Raw genomic sequence first — 13,726 nt, 5'->3', positions numbered from 1 at the left:
GAGGAAGCGCAAAGCTGCCACTAAGTCTCGGAAAAAACTTTAGGGAGGGACTGATTGACCCTAGAGGCTATTGGATTACACAGTTTATTACTTCAAAAACATGCTCATTATCCAATTCATTTACATCATCAGCTTGATTTAAAAGCAACAACATATTTTTATGAACTGGATTTTCGCGCTGGAAAAACCAAAGATTATTTTGAATGGTTTGATATTTTTGAGAAGCAGAGTCAATAATTTGTTTCTCTAAGCCATGGCTTAAGAGCAATTCAACTGTTTTTTTATAATCGGGTTGCCTACTTTTGAAGGGTAAATCTATTTTGGGATTGGCAGCAAACATGGCTTCAATAATAGATCGCCCCTCATAGCTGCGATTAATGTTAAAATCATTAAGCTCATTGAATAATAAAAGCAATTGTTCATAATCACCGGAAGCTGCGGCTTTCCAAAATGCATTGGCTAAGGCATCTTCTTGAGCTGCAATGAATCTATTTTTATATTCTGAAATGAGGTGTTTTTTTTCCTCGGTTGAAGTTAGAGCATTGAGTTGATGTACAAATTCATTATCGAAATTGTAAAGCTCGATGGATAATTCAATAGTGCGGTGGCTCTCCAAATTGAAATGAATGTTGGTGAAGACTTTTTGAATAGATTTAAGGGATAAACCACGTAATTCTTTGTTTTCTGTAGCATCAAGCTGAGCACGATCGGAACTGACACCACATACGAATGCCTCGATAGCGTTTTTACTAATTAGAGTTTTTAATTTCAATTCAGCCTGTTCTGTGACTGGACGATATTCTTTATTAAAATAAATCATGGAACCAACTTGGTTTTCGATGGTCTCTACACTATTTGTTATTTTTAATTTGAATAGATCACCCGCCACATTTACCCAGGCGTTATGAGATGAGAGATAAAATAAATACCTCAAGTCATTCTTATCTCCGGACTCTAGATTTTTTTCGATGATGTCATTCTTTATCACAATAACTCCTTGCAGTTGATAAAACTCGGTTTTGCTGTTTTTATGGCATAAATATCTAAACTATTTGGGTTGTTTGTTTTTATAGAGAGTTGGAAATATTTAGACAGGAATCCGCAAAATTGATAAAAATACGGAGATAAATTGAAGAACATTAAATGCGTAACTTAATGAAACTAATTTTATCTTAATTTTAGTGTGGTGTCGATAAAGAAAAAATTGTAGGTTGGCTTTGGTCCAACCTACGATCTCTAGGTCATAATGTTGTGCAACGCGGTAATGATCGTTAAGAGAAACATTTTAATTAAACTTTATTAATCACTACTCTTAATGCCTGTAACTTTAAAGTGGCGCTATGCATCAACTGTTCACTCTCTACGAGTTGATTTTTTAAATAAGTAATTTCTTCATCGCGTATAGAGGGGTTTATCTTTTTTAGTACCTCAAGCCTATTTATCTCATGATTAAGGCAACTCTTCATCTCCACAACCGCTTGTTCAAGAATTTCTTGCAGCTGAATTTCCGCAATTTTTTTACTTTGCGTTAATATCGTTTCCAGATCTTGGTGCACCTGCTGAATAATAGGATAACATAGGTGACGTTTAACAGGCTCACACAATTGATTTAATTGGTTATAACCCAATACCTTAGAAAGATTCTTTCCTGAAACATCCATGAACACACGAATTGGTTCTAGGGATAAAAAGCGATCCAGTTGTAGACTTTTTGGCGCTGCACAGTTTACCGTATAAAAAGACTCTAAAAATAAAGTTCCGGGGTTGATGCTTTTAATGGATATTGTCGCTAACGTTGCATTTCCTAACTCAGATTCTAAAGTCATTTCCATACATTCACTGACCATAGGGTGTTCCCAGCTTAGAAATTCAACATCCTCGCGTATGAGTGCCTTAGGACGTGAATAAGTTACCGTAACACCATCCTCTTTTAAACCTGGAAAATGGCTTGTTTTCATATGATCTGTGGGGCGCAGAATTTCAGTATTTTCTGAATGATATTCGTGATCAATACCGTACTCTTGAAATACTTGAGCCATGTAATTTTCCAATTCCAAACAATTTTCTTCTGCTTCGATTGCAGTAATTAATTCCTGGGCTTGTAAGGCATTACACGAATTTAGTTCCAACAAACGATCACGCCCATCATGCAAGGCTTGATTGATTTCTTCTGCACGCATTTTGGTGTGGGTAATTAATGTCTGGAGCTCTTCTTCGCTTGTTTCTACTCGATCTAGAATAGGCAAAAGCTCATTTTCAAATTCTTCATAAAGAGAAAAACCAATCGAACAACTTTGGGTAAATAAGCTAATTCCTTCATGATACCAACGGAATAATTTTTCTTGCACTGAATTCAATAGGTACGGAACATGAATTTCAATCGTATGACGTTGTCCTATGCGATCGAGACGTCCAATACGTTGTTCCACCAAATCAGGATTTAAAGGTAAATCAAACAAAACAAGATGATGTGCAAATTGAAAGTTCCGACCTTCACTCCCTATTTCAGAGCAAACAAGTGCCTGTGCTCCATTTTCTTGTTCTGCAAAATAAGCTGCAGCGCGATCTCGTTCAATAATAGACAATCCTTCATGAAAAGAAGTGCAGCGAATTCCCATTTTTAATTTTAAATGTTGATCCAAAGCAATAGCCGTATTCGCTTTAGCGCAAATAATCAGGACTTTCTTGGGATAAAGTTCTGTAATCTTATCGGTTAACCATTTCACACGGGGATCGTTTTCAAGCCAAAGTTCTTTAGCCACAAGTTGTTCGGGATAAAGTTTTCTCTGGCCTTTTTGCTCTTCTAATGATGAATAAATGGCAGGGCACTCTAATGGATAAGCATGCACTTGTCGTTCGGGAAAGCCTTGAATGGCTGCGCGAGTATTGCGAAATAAAACTCGTCCCGTCCCATGTCTGTCTAATAAATCCTTAATCACTTGATCGATGCGGGTTCCTATTGTTTCACCCAAATAAGCTTCAAGTTTTGATTTTAATTCCATGCTTAAATCATCAATAGATGCTTCTTCACCATAAGCCATAAGTGCTTGCACTAGTTTATTGATTTCCTGATATCCCTCTTCTTCTTTTTTAAATGCAGAAAAATCATAAAATCGTGAAGAGTCAAGTAATCGCAATCGCGCAAAATGACTGGCGATTCCTGCTTGCTCAGGAGTTGCTGTCAACAAAAGTAAGCCTTTGCTGTGCGCAGACAATTCTTCAATACATTCATACTCAGGACTTTTCTCTTCTTCAGACCAATGTAAATGATGGGCTTCATCGACCACAAGTAAGTCCCATTGGCTTGCTAGTGCTTGTTGACGTGCCTTTTCATTGTCCATCAGAAAATCCAAGCTGCATAAAATCAATTGTTCGTTTTCAAAAAGGTTTTCTTGCGTTGTTCCGATTTGAATTCCTTCTTCTTCGTCTAGCTCATAGATTAGTTCATAGCGATTGGCATCAATGATTGAAAAGCTCAAATTAAAACGACGGATCATTTCGACTAGCCATTGATGAATCAATGTTTGTGGTACCACGATCAACACCCGATTGGCACGTCCCGTATAAAGTTGATAATGCAAAATCATACCGGCTTCAATGGTTTTCCCAAGGCCTACTTCATCGGCAAGTAGGACGCGCGGGGCATAACGTTGAGCAACTTCATGAGCGATATAAACCTGATGTTTCAGATGACTGGTTCGTGAACCTAATAATCCTCTGACTTGAGATTGTTGCAACCTGCTCGCATGATTGAGAGTATCTATTCTTAATTTGAAAGTGCTTAATTTGTCCAATAATCCGCTAAACAAGCGTTGCTCAGGAGTATTTAACTTGATAAAACAATCTAAATTAAGTTCGCTAATATGAAGCGTATTACCCGCGTCATCCTCACCAGTATAAAAATACAACCCTTGTCGCTCTTCAACATGAGTAATACTCATTTTTTGATGGTTGGAAGTCACTACTTCTTCACCTTCTTTATAAATAATGCGACTTAAGGGAGCATTATCCATCGAATAAATGCGCTCTTCTCCAGCAGCAGGAAAACTCAAGCTTACCTGTCTACCACTTACATCAACAATAATACCCAGACCGAGTTTTGATTCGGTATTGCTTATCCAGCGTTGGCCAATAGTGAAAGTCATAAGAAACCATATTTTTTTAAGTATGACTAAAATAATAAAAAACTTAAAGAAACTCAACTTGACATGTAGCTTTTTTTTGAAATAGAATGGCGCAATTTTAATCAAAAGAGGACGTTAGACTATGCAAGCGAAAAGAGAGACCTTTCCTGAGTTGAGTTTTAAGGAACTAATCGCGTTAAGTGGTGTTGCTGCATTTTCAGAAAATGAGAACGAGAAAAAGGAAGCACAAAAACTTTTAGCTGCATATGCTGCTGAGAAGAAAAAAGATGCTCCAGGATTTTTTACTCCTTATAGAAGCTTCAAAGATTTTGGTGGTAATTTAGTTGCTCCCATTGTTACTCCTTTAACTTTAGGTCTTGTTGCTGGAGTTACGGCAATTGGTGCAGCATTAGGAGCAATTACTATTGCTGGAAGTTTATTATTTGCAGCTGGTGCTGGGGTCGTTGGTCTTTTCAATAAAAATGCAAAAGAAACTGCAAAAGATGCACTTATGATCGCTGCTTTAGCAGGTGTTGTTACTGTTGCTTGTACTGTTATTACTGCTGCATTGGCTGTAATTGCTGCTGTTTCAACTCCATTATTAATTGCTAGCATTTTTACTCGCGGCGGTGCTACCGTTGTTTCTGCTGTTTCTGACTGCTTCTCTCGTTGCTTACCTAAATCAGAAGCTCCAAAACAGGATGAAGTTAATGAACTACTTGTTGATGAGCATGAGCAACCTATTTTAGCATGTAATTAATAAACATTGTTTCAGCTAGGCTTTATAGCCTAGCTTTCCCTCTGATTCTATCCTTTAATATGCCCTTAAAAAGAACATCCTTTATTAAATTCAAGCTGCGTTAACTCTAAAAATTAATTTTTACTTGTTTTTTTAAGCTTTTCTGGTTAAAAATAGTTGGCACAGGATGAATATTTAACAGAAAAGGAACTTCACATGGCTACCAACACAGAAGAGCTTCAAGCTCTTGTCACTATAGATACAGAAAATGATCTCAAAGAAGTAACAGAAACCACGCCACTCCAAACAAACTTAGAGGAAGAAATCCAAGCTAAGTTAAAAGTTCTCAGTGATACTGAAGAAAATAAATTCAAAAAAATGACAATTACTAAAGAAATATTTGAACAAATCAGGCAAAGTTTGGAAAATACGGTTAAAAGTTTGGAGAAAAATCCAAGCCTTTTCTCTCGTGCTGCGGATTTTTGGGGCGAACTACCCCTGTGGCAAAAAATTCTGGGAGGGGTTGCACTTACTTTACCTACATTAATTATTGGCATTGCTGCCAATGTTGGTTTTCTTTTGGCAATCTGTGGCGTAACAGCGATTACCTATACAGCAGGTGGACTTATTCTTGATGATCATCACAAATGCAGCACAAGTGTGGTGGAAAGCTTGCAAAAAGGGATTTTAGGTTTGGCAGATTTACTTGAATTAACGATTAATGCCTTAAATGTAATTCGTGAACAATTAGAGATCGAAATTTCAAAGTTTGCACAAGAGAATCAAAGGCTTGTAGAAAATATTAATTTTTTAAGCACTCAAATCGACGCTGTTGATAAACAAGTGAGAGCCACTTCTAAAATAAATGAAACACTTACGATTACCAAAGAAGGGTTACAAAGCGTTGCCAACACGTTAACCGAGGGTGTCAACCAACAAACAGATTTATTGCAACGAGCTCAAGAAAAGCTGTACTATATTAATGAAGCCTACGGTACCAGCCAGAGAGAGTTGGCAGAGAAAATTTTGGAGATTGGGATGGTAAGAAAAGAATTAGGTGAAGATCTCCATAACGCCAAATTAATGATAGATGCTTTGGGGTCGGCAATCTCAGAGTTTTCGTCCACAATTGGCAATGAAGAAAAACAACGAGTATTCCAAGAAAAATTGGATGATTTTCTTAAAAATAAAGAAGCTAGTTTTCTGCTAATATCAACACGAATTTGCGAGGCGGAAGAAAAACTGGAGCGCGTACAAAAAGAGTTAGAAAATACTAATGCTGAGTATCGGAAACTCCTTGAAAGACAGGTAAAACAAGTGGATATACTCGAAGGTTTAGATCTCCACGGCTTGTCTCAAAAATTGTCTAAAGCACAAAGCTCTAAAGAACCCTCCATTGGAGAATCTCTAAGCAAAAATGGGCTTTATGCTACATCTCAGAAGGACAAAGGGTCTACCGAAACACATGAATCTCAACTGACGCAGACGCTTTAATGCAATTAAATCTACTTGCGATTTGCATCTTTATTCCTCTCTCTCAATTTTCTCCCTAGCCGAGAGAGGGGATTTTCTCGCTTGTTCCTAGAGGGTTTATTGACAATTGATACTGATCTTTGGTATTCCCTATAAACGTCCACTTAAGGAAAAATTCCAGTGCTGTTGTGAAGGGTGATATTTAAAGGAGCGTCCCCCTCTGTAACAAGCGCCACAACAGCAGGAGGTTTACTAAGGTTATGCTGCAAGGTGAAGTTTTTAGCAAGGTTTGTTGCGGAGCTAAATCTTACCTTCCAAGGATAACTCATAGGCCTTTAAAGCAGCTTGCACCGCAGTACGTTCACCTAGGCGTTGATACCATGTAAGCAGGTTGACAAATCTTTGCGTATCTATGGTTTGTTTGTAAATCACTTGAAAACAATAAATCCAGGGCCAAATAGCCATATCTGCGATAGTATAGTCATCTCCGCCAATAAATGAACAATTGGTTAATTGTTTTTCCATAACACCCAATAAACGATCGCATTCATCTGCATAACGTTTGAGTGCATACGGAATCTGTTCCGGAGCTGCACGGTGAAAGTGGCCCAGTTGACCGAACATTGGGCCAATGTGAGCTGCTTGAAAATAACACCACTGCAAAATCGTGTATTTAGCCTGTGGTGTACTCGGTAAAAATTTTTCATGCTTTTCTGCAAGATATTGCAAAATTGCAACACTCTCAAACAAATAAAAATCTTTTTGAGAATCATATAAAACTGGGATCTTATTATTCGGTGAAATTTTTAAAAATTCTGGATTAAATTGCTCGCCTTTGGAAATATCTATTGATTTGATCGTATACGGTTGGGATAACTCTTCCAGCATAAGGGTTGGTTTAATACCGTTGGGAGTGCCAAATGAGTAAAGTGTATACATACGAACCTCCTTGTCTTAATTTCTAAAAATAAAAAATAGGGTCTGAGTCCTTCAGTAAAATTGGACTAACGCCAAGATAAGCTATAATTGAAATGCCACCTAACCATATCAAAAGATTCTATAATGTCAAAACATAAAATACCCTCCAATCATCATCAAACTTTTCGTCTTTCTTTGGAACATATTGATGAGCCGAGCATGGATTTAAAGAAAATGTGTTTATTGCTTCAGAAACAGACACAACAGTTATTTTTTGTGAATCCAATCAAATGCTAACGCGTGCTTTTTAAAAATATTTTCTTACCAAATCGTCCTGCATCAAGCTATAGCACATAGAAAGAAGTTTCATTATACTGAGTACAAAAATTGATGACACGGAACCATGTTATGTTTGTGCCCACAGTTGCACTTTTTCATCCCTTTTACTCCTTTTTTCTCCTTAGATTATTTTTCTTCATGAAATACACTCTAAATTTGCAAAAAGAGTAACTTTATGGATATACATTCTTTATTTTCTACTTTTAATGATCCTGATAAAAATCAGGCCCCTGGTGTCAAAATATTTCGAATTATTATCCTGCTCTTGCTGCTCTTGCTCATTATCCTTTTGGTTAGGGGCTGCCTGACTCTTATAAACAGTAGCCCTAAAAAAGCAGCCACCCCCATGCTTATTCGCAAAGATCATCATATATTCGTCCCAGAAAACTCTCCTTTACGTGCCCAACTCATCGTACGTCCCGTTAAAACATCAAAAAAACCTCATCGCGTTTTCTTGCCCGGCGTAGTTGAAGCTGATCCTGTGCGTACAGTAAATATTCTTCCTCCGCTGACAGGACACCTGACTGAACTAAATATCAAGCTCGGTGATGAAGTAAAACGCAATCAAGTTTTAGCAACTTTACAATCAGCTGGCTTAGCTCAAGCATATTCTGATCTGGCTAAGGCCATGAGTATTTTGAAGCAGACTCAAGAAACATTAAAGCGTACCCAAAAAGTCAATCGCGCAGGAGCTAATTCAGTTAAAGATATTGAACAAGCGCAAAGCAATTACACTCAGGCCCTTGCTGAAGTTCAACGTGCTCAAGCAACATTAAAGTCATTAGGCAATAATGAGCCTAGTAGGTTACTCATTCAAGCTCCTATTGATGGTAAAGTCATTGCGATCAATTATGGTATAGGTTCATACATCAATGATTCAACAATCCCTATATTGACGTTATCTAACATTCAGTCTGTTTGGGTTGCTGCTTGTGTTCCAGAGCATTTAATTGCGTCAGTCCATAAAGGACTTAAAGCATCAATTTCGTTAATTGCTTACCCTCATCAAATTTGGGAAGGTAAAGTGGCATTTGTTAATAATTTAATTGATCCTGACACACGATGTAATAAAACGCGCCTTGCCCTTACAAATTCGAATCACAAACTACAGCCTAATATGTTTGCCGCAGTACAAATGGAGGTGCCACAAGAAGAACAAGTCATGGTGCCGCTGTCTGCAATTCTTATGAATGATGACACGACCTCTGTGTATGTTGAAACAACTCCGTGGACTTTTGAATCACGTGCCGTAGTGCTCGGTCCTGAAGATAAAAATGTTGTACGAATTACCTCAGGATTAAAACACGGTGATCGCATTGTTGTTTCTGGAGGAATACTGGTCAATGATTGATAAACTAATCACTACATGTTTTCATCGTCGCCACATTGCATGGGGAGCTGCTATTCTGATTGGCATTTATGGCTATATTTCTGGCACTCAAATGATGGTCGAGGCTTATCCAGAGCTTGATGATGTCAGTGTTTCTGTCACCACTCAAGTACCTGGACTAGCTGCAGAAGAAATAGAACAACAAATTACCATACCCTTAGAGCGCGCCCTGGTGGGGGTACCCAATATATCCGTTCTACGCTCCAGCAGCACTTTTGCCTTATCCTTAATTACTATGGTTTTTAAGGATGGAACAGACGAATATTTTCCACGAGAGCGAGTTCAAGAAGTTTTAAACCAAATTTCATTACCACCGGGTATTTCCCCTTCTTTGGATCCTCTGGTTGGATCAAGTAGCGAAATTTATCGGTATACACTTACATCCAATACTAAAACGCTGATGGAGTTATCAGAAATTCAACGTTGGTTAATTCTTCCCAAACTAAAACAAGTTGCAGGGATTTCTGATGTGATAAATTTTGGGGGGCTGACTAAAGAGTTTCAGCTTACTCTCGATCCACTTAAAATGCGAATTTATAACCTCTCTTTAAACGATATTAGTAATGCAATAAACAATAATACGGCCTTTGCCGGAGGGGGGCGTGTTACTCGAGGCGAACAAAGTTACATCATTCGTGGCAAGGGTCAGGTACATACTTTAGACGAGTTAGGCGCTATAGTTGTCAAACAACAAAATGGTATCCCCGTGCTTATTCGTGATCTTGGCAAACTGGAGTTTGGTCACAAAGAGCGTGAAGGGATATTAGGAAAAAATCATAATCCTGATACGATTGAAGGAATCGTTCTCATGCGTAAAGGTGAGAATGCTGGCAAAATATTAGAAGGAGTACATGCCAAATTAAATGTATTGCAGGAGCAACTTAATACTATGGGTGTCTCTATTGTTCCTTGTCTTGATCGCGATAAATTAGTGAACCTTACTGTCGATAAAATAAAGCATACGGTCATTGAAGGAATCATCTTTGTCTCGCTTGTATTGATGCTCTTTCTTGGAAATTGGCGTAGTGCGCTGGTCGTTACTGTTGCAATCCCTGCAGCTTTAGTAACGGTATTTATCCTCATGAATTTAACGCAAATGCCTGCGAACCTTTTTTCCTTAGGCTCTATTGATTTTGGAGTCATTGTTGATGGGGCAATTGTCGTAATGGAAGCAATTTTACGCCAGAGGGAACAAGATCCTGATAAAATGCTGACCGCAGAAGATACTTTAAAAGTAACTAACTATGTGGCTCGCCCTATATTTTTTGCGACCTTAATTATCATCTCTGCGTATTTGCCATTATTTGCGTTTGAACATGCTGAGGGCAAATTGTTTACGCCCATGGCTTATACGGTAAGTTATGCTCTTTTAGGCGCTTTAATTTGCTCTTTAGTGCTCATTCCAGGGTTAGCCTATACCGCGTTACGAAAACCACAAAAAATATTTCATAATCGTCCTCTGATTTGGTTAACAAAACGCTATCAATTGCTGCTACGTCAATTGTTGAAGCGCTCTTATATTGCTTATGTATTAGGAATAATTACATTAATTTTGGTCTTATTTTTAGGTATTACCGCAGGTCGTGAGTTTTTACCGGAGTTGGATGAGGGATCACTTTGGTTGCAAGTTGATTTGCCGCCGGGCTTATCTTTAGAAAAAGCCAATCAAATGGCAGGTTCATTACGCGATACTCTCCTTGAATATCCTGAGGTCTCTTATGTGATCACGCAAGTAGGGCGCAATGATGAGGGTACTGACCCATGGACTCCTTCTCATATGGAGGTGCCTGTCGGTTTAAATCCTTATTCACAATGGCCTAATCATGAAACAAAAGCTCAATTTATCGCCAAGCTTATACAACGATTTGCCAGGATGCCTGGTTATACCATAGGAATAAGCCAACCTATTATTGACAATGTAAATGATATGATAGCAGGGGCACATAGTCCACTTGCTTTACGAATTTATGGTGATGATTTACGCGAGTGTCGCCGGATAGCCAATCAAATTGTTGCTATATTAAAAACGATTCCTGGCACTGCCTCGGCGTCCGTATTCCAAGAGCCCCCCATTCCCCAAATAACGATTCAAGCTAATAGAGAAAAAATAGCCCGCTATGGTATTAATGTCGCCGATATCACTAATTTAATTCAAACTGGTCTTAGCGGCTCCCCAATAACGTCTATTTATGAGGGCAGTCGTATTTACAATGCAACCGTACGCTTTCCTAAAGCAGATAAGAACAGCATTGAGTCTTTAGGAAATTTATTTTTAATCAGTTCTGATGGGGCTAAAATTCCTTTATCAGAATTAGCCAACATCGAATATAAGACTGGTGAAAGCACTATTGCTCATGAAATGGGAGAGCGAGAAATCACGGTGCGTATGGATAATCGGGGTCGAGATCTCACTTCTTATCTCAATGAAGCCAAACGGCGCATTGCTCAAGAGGTAAAATTTGATGCGCAACAAGTTCGTCTGGAATGGGCCGGACAATTTGAAAGCCAGGAACGTGCGGAAAAACGATTAATCTATATTTTAGGTCTTATGTTCGTCCTTATGGGACTCATTTTATTCTTTGAGTTCCAAAAATTACACCTCGTTTTTCTCATTTTGGGTGTAGTGCCAATGGCAACTCTAGGCGGACTGGTTACACTTCATATTACAGGGGAAACGTTCAATGTTGCTACTGCCGTTGGTTTTATAGCCCTCTTTGGTGTTTCCATACAAAACGCGATTATTATGATTGCAAACATTAGGAGGGTTCGTAAAACCAATAAATCGTTAAGTCGTGCGGTGGTATGTGGCGCGGCCGAACGTTTGCGTCCTATACTCATGACCGCAACCGTGGCCTCATTTGGTATGCTTCCTGCTGCATTAGCAACTGGGGTAGGAACAGATGTACAACGTGGTTTAGCCACAGTAATCGTTGGCGGTCTTGCAGTATCTACTTTATTAACTTTATTTATTCTCCCTACCTACTATTACAACTTGGAACACTTCATTGAACACGGTAGAAGCAGTAGACACCGATGGAGGTGGAGGCGATGAGTAAGTATAAAAAAGACAATTGGCGATTTGAACTTTGTAATAAGCTCTTTAACATACGTTTTAAACGCCTTTCGGGTATGGGGGCTTTACTGGTATTTTTTTTCTTAAGCAATTGTACGGTCGGTCCCGATTATAAAAGGCCAACACAAACACTTCCTCAGTCTTATACGGCAAAATCATTGGGAAAAAAAACACCTGTAACTGCTACAAAAATGGGCGAAGCTCAATATTTTGCCCCAAACAAAGAACTGCCGAAACAATGGTGGCAATTATTTCATTCCAAAGATCTCGATGATGTGGTCTTGGCAAGTTTACAGCATAATCCCACAGTAACTGCAGCTCAAGAATCATTATCTGCTGCTCTTGAGAGTGCCTATGCTGGAAAAGGGGCTCTACTTCCTTTTGTAGGTAGTTCCTTTTCGCCTACATACCAACAAACAGCAAAGATTCTTACCAGTGTTTTGGCAAGCAATCAATATTTGTATTCTTTATTTACCGGTCAGCTTTATGTTTCTTATACGCCTGATGTTTTTGGTGGCACAAGACGTCAGATAGAATCATTAGTTGCCCAAGTGGAAGTTCAACACTTTCAATTAGCTGCGACGTATTTGACCCTAACCACAAATGTGGTGAATGCTGTCATTCAGGAAGCTGCTTTGCGGGAGCAAATTACGGTAACCCGGCATATCATTGCCAATCAAAAAAAACTTTTGGCAATCACCAAGCAACAGTTAACATTGGGTGATACTGCATTATCCAATGTTGCCATCCAACAAGCAGCATTAGCGGCATCAGAAGCAATGCTTCCTCCGTTGGAAAAACAACTTGCGATTCAGCGTGATTTGCTTAATGCTTTAACCGGACGCTTTCCAGATGATCAACATACCCCACAATTTCGCTTAAGTTCATTACATCTTCCAAGAGAGCTGCCTCTTTCCGTGCCTGCAAAACTACTCGAAAATCGACCTGATATCCGGGCTGCTGAGGCACAAATGCATGCAGCAAATGCATTAATTGGTGTTGCTATCGCAAATCGATTGCCGAATGTGACGATTAATAGTAGCGGTACTAATCTAGGAAGCGCAGCAACTACTATAGGTACTTTATTGCAATCTAATACCCAATTCTGGGCAATGGCAGGGATTATCACTCAGCCTATTTTTGATGCAGGGACTTTGCGTCATAAACAACGTGCTGTGGAAGCCAGCTACAGGCAAGCTGCAGCAGAATATCGAGCAACAGTCATTAACGCCTTCCAAAATGTGGCTGATACCTTAAAAGCGATTAAATCTGATGCTCTTTCCCTACAAACAGCAAGCAACGTAGAGCGCGCAGCCTTAACAAGCCTGAACATTGCACAACGCCAATTGACATTAGGTGATAGCAGTACGGTAGGATTAATTCTTAATGAGTTAACTTATCAACAAGCCAAATTAAATTTAATTCAAGCACAAGCCAATCGGCTATCAGATACTGTTGCTCTTTTTCAGGCTCTAGGCGGAGGATGGCAGAGCCCTTCAGAGAGTAAAACAAAATAATCAAGTAGGAGTTAGGGACAATGCCTCAATTTGAAGTAGGTAGCAAAAAATGGTTTATTGCCTCCAATATTTAGATAATGCATCAGGGTACTAAACTGTTTTATTCCAGGAAATTAATCATAAAATTGAGGGAGCTTTTAAGTTAATGACAGT

General features: G+C 38.9%; 9 protein-coding genes. 6 read left to right on the top strand and 3 right to left on the bottom strand.

Annotated elements, in window-relative coordinates:
- Nucleotides 1-67: 67 nt before the first annotated feature.
- Nucleotides 68-988 carry a hypothetical protein gene (locus DYH34_RS17195; RefSeq protein WP_058464299.1) on the bottom strand — a complete coding sequence of 307 codons (921 nt, stop codon included), beginning with the start codon at nt 986-988 and terminating at the stop codon, nt 68-70.
- Between the two features lie 301 nt (nt 989-1,289).
- On the bottom strand, nt 1,290-4,145 hold the full coding sequence (gene rapA / locus DYH34_RS17190; RefSeq protein WP_058464300.1) for an RNA polymerase-associated protein RapA: 2,856 nt from the start codon (nt 4,143-4,145) through the stop codon (nt 1,290-1,292).
- Nucleotides 4,146-4,266: 121 nt separating this feature from the next.
- Here rapA and DYH34_RS17185 point away from each other — a divergent pair, with 121 nt between their 5' ends.
- Both DYH34_RS17185 and DYH34_RS17180 read left to right on the top strand, forming a co-directional pair.
- A complete protein-coding gene (locus DYH34_RS17185) occupies nt 4,267-4,884 on the top strand; it encodes a hypothetical protein (RefSeq protein ID WP_058464301.1) in 618 nt (205 codons plus the stop codon).
- A 195-nt stretch (nt 4,885-5,079) separates the two neighbouring features.
- Complete coding sequence (locus DYH34_RS17180) at nt 5,080-6,357, top strand: LegC2/C7 family Dot/Icm T4SS effector (RefSeq protein WP_058464302.1); 1,278 nt, start codon at nt 5,080-5,082, stop codon at nt 6,355-6,357.
- A gap of 279 nt (nt 6,358-6,636) precedes the next feature.
- Here DYH34_RS17180 and DYH34_RS17175 read toward each other — a convergent pair whose 3' ends face one another.
- Complete coding sequence (locus tag DYH34_RS17175) at nt 6,637-7,275, bottom strand: glutathione S-transferase family protein (protein WP_058464303.1); 639 nt, start codon at nt 7,273-7,275, stop codon at nt 6,637-6,639.
- Nucleotides 7,276-7,398: 123 nt separating this feature from the next.
- Between DYH34_RS17175 and DYH34_RS18140 the strand changes: the two genes are divergently transcribed.
- The 4 genes from DYH34_RS18140 to DYH34_RS17160 all read left to right on the top strand — a co-directional run bounded on the left by DYH34_RS18140 (nt 7,399) and on the right by DYH34_RS17160 (nt 13,573).
- On the top strand, nt 7,399-7,551 hold the full coding sequence (locus DYH34_RS18140) for a hypothetical protein (RefSeq protein ID WP_157061443.1): 153 nt from the start codon (nt 7,399-7,401) through the stop codon (nt 7,549-7,551).
- A gap of 217 nt (nt 7,552-7,768) precedes the next feature.
- On the top strand, nt 7,769-8,944 hold the full coding sequence (locus DYH34_RS17170) for an efflux RND transporter periplasmic adaptor subunit (protein ID WP_058464304.1): 1,176 nt from the start codon (nt 7,769-7,771) through the stop codon (nt 8,942-8,944).
- Entirely contained in the window at nt 8,937-12,035 is a 3,099-nt protein-coding gene (locus DYH34_RS17165; protein WP_058464305.1) for an efflux RND transporter permease subunit, read from the top strand. The genes DYH34_RS17170 and DYH34_RS17165 overlap by 8 nt, the downstream gene beginning before the upstream one ends.
- Nucleotides 12,032-13,573 carry an efflux transporter outer membrane subunit gene (locus DYH34_RS17160; RefSeq protein ID WP_238589458.1) on the top strand — a complete coding sequence of 514 codons (1,542 nt, stop codon included), beginning with the start codon at nt 12,032-12,034 and terminating at the stop codon, nt 13,571-13,573. The genes DYH34_RS17165 and DYH34_RS17160 overlap by 4 nt, the downstream gene beginning before the upstream one ends.
- The last annotated feature ends 153 nt before the right edge of the window (nt 13,574-13,726 follow it).

Origin of the sequence: Legionella cincinnatiensis, assembly GCF_900452415.1 — a bacterium.
GTDB lineage: Bacteria > Pseudomonadota > Gammaproteobacteria > Legionellales > Legionellaceae > Legionella > Legionella cincinnatiensis.
The sequence above is the reverse complement of the archived record's forward strand: the minus strand, read 5'-3'. Positions and strand labels throughout refer to the sequence as shown.

Bases quoted from the DNA above. Each gene is read 5' to 3' on its own strand.
- DYH34_RS18140 (WP_157061443.1), top strand. From the start codon at position 7,399: ATGTCAAAACATAAAATACCCTCCAATCATCATCAAACTTTTCGTCTT.
- rapA (WP_058464300.1), bottom strand. From the start codon at position 4,145: ATGACTTTCACTATTGGCCAACGCTGGATAAGCAATACCGAATCAAAA.
- DYH34_RS17170 (WP_058464304.1), top strand. From the start codon at position 7,769: ATGGATATACATTCTTTATTTTCTACTTTTAATGATCCTGATAAAAAT.
- DYH34_RS17180 (WP_058464302.1), top strand. From the start codon at position 5,080: ATGGCTACCAACACAGAAGAGCTTCAAGCTCTTGTCACTATAGATACA.
- DYH34_RS17160 (WP_238589458.1), top strand. From the start codon at position 12,032: ATGAGTAAGTATAAAAAAGACAATTGGCGATTTGAACTTTGTAATAAG.
- DYH34_RS17185 (WP_058464301.1), top strand. From the start codon at position 4,267: ATGCAAGCGAAAAGAGAGACCTTTCCTGAGTTGAGTTTTAAGGAACTA.
- DYH34_RS17175 (WP_058464303.1), bottom strand. From the start codon at position 7,275: ATGTATACACTTTACTCATTTGGCACTCCCAACGGTATTAAACCAACC.
- DYH34_RS17165 (WP_058464305.1), top strand. From the start codon at position 8,937: ATGATTGATAAACTAATCACTACATGTTTTCATCGTCGCCACATTGCA.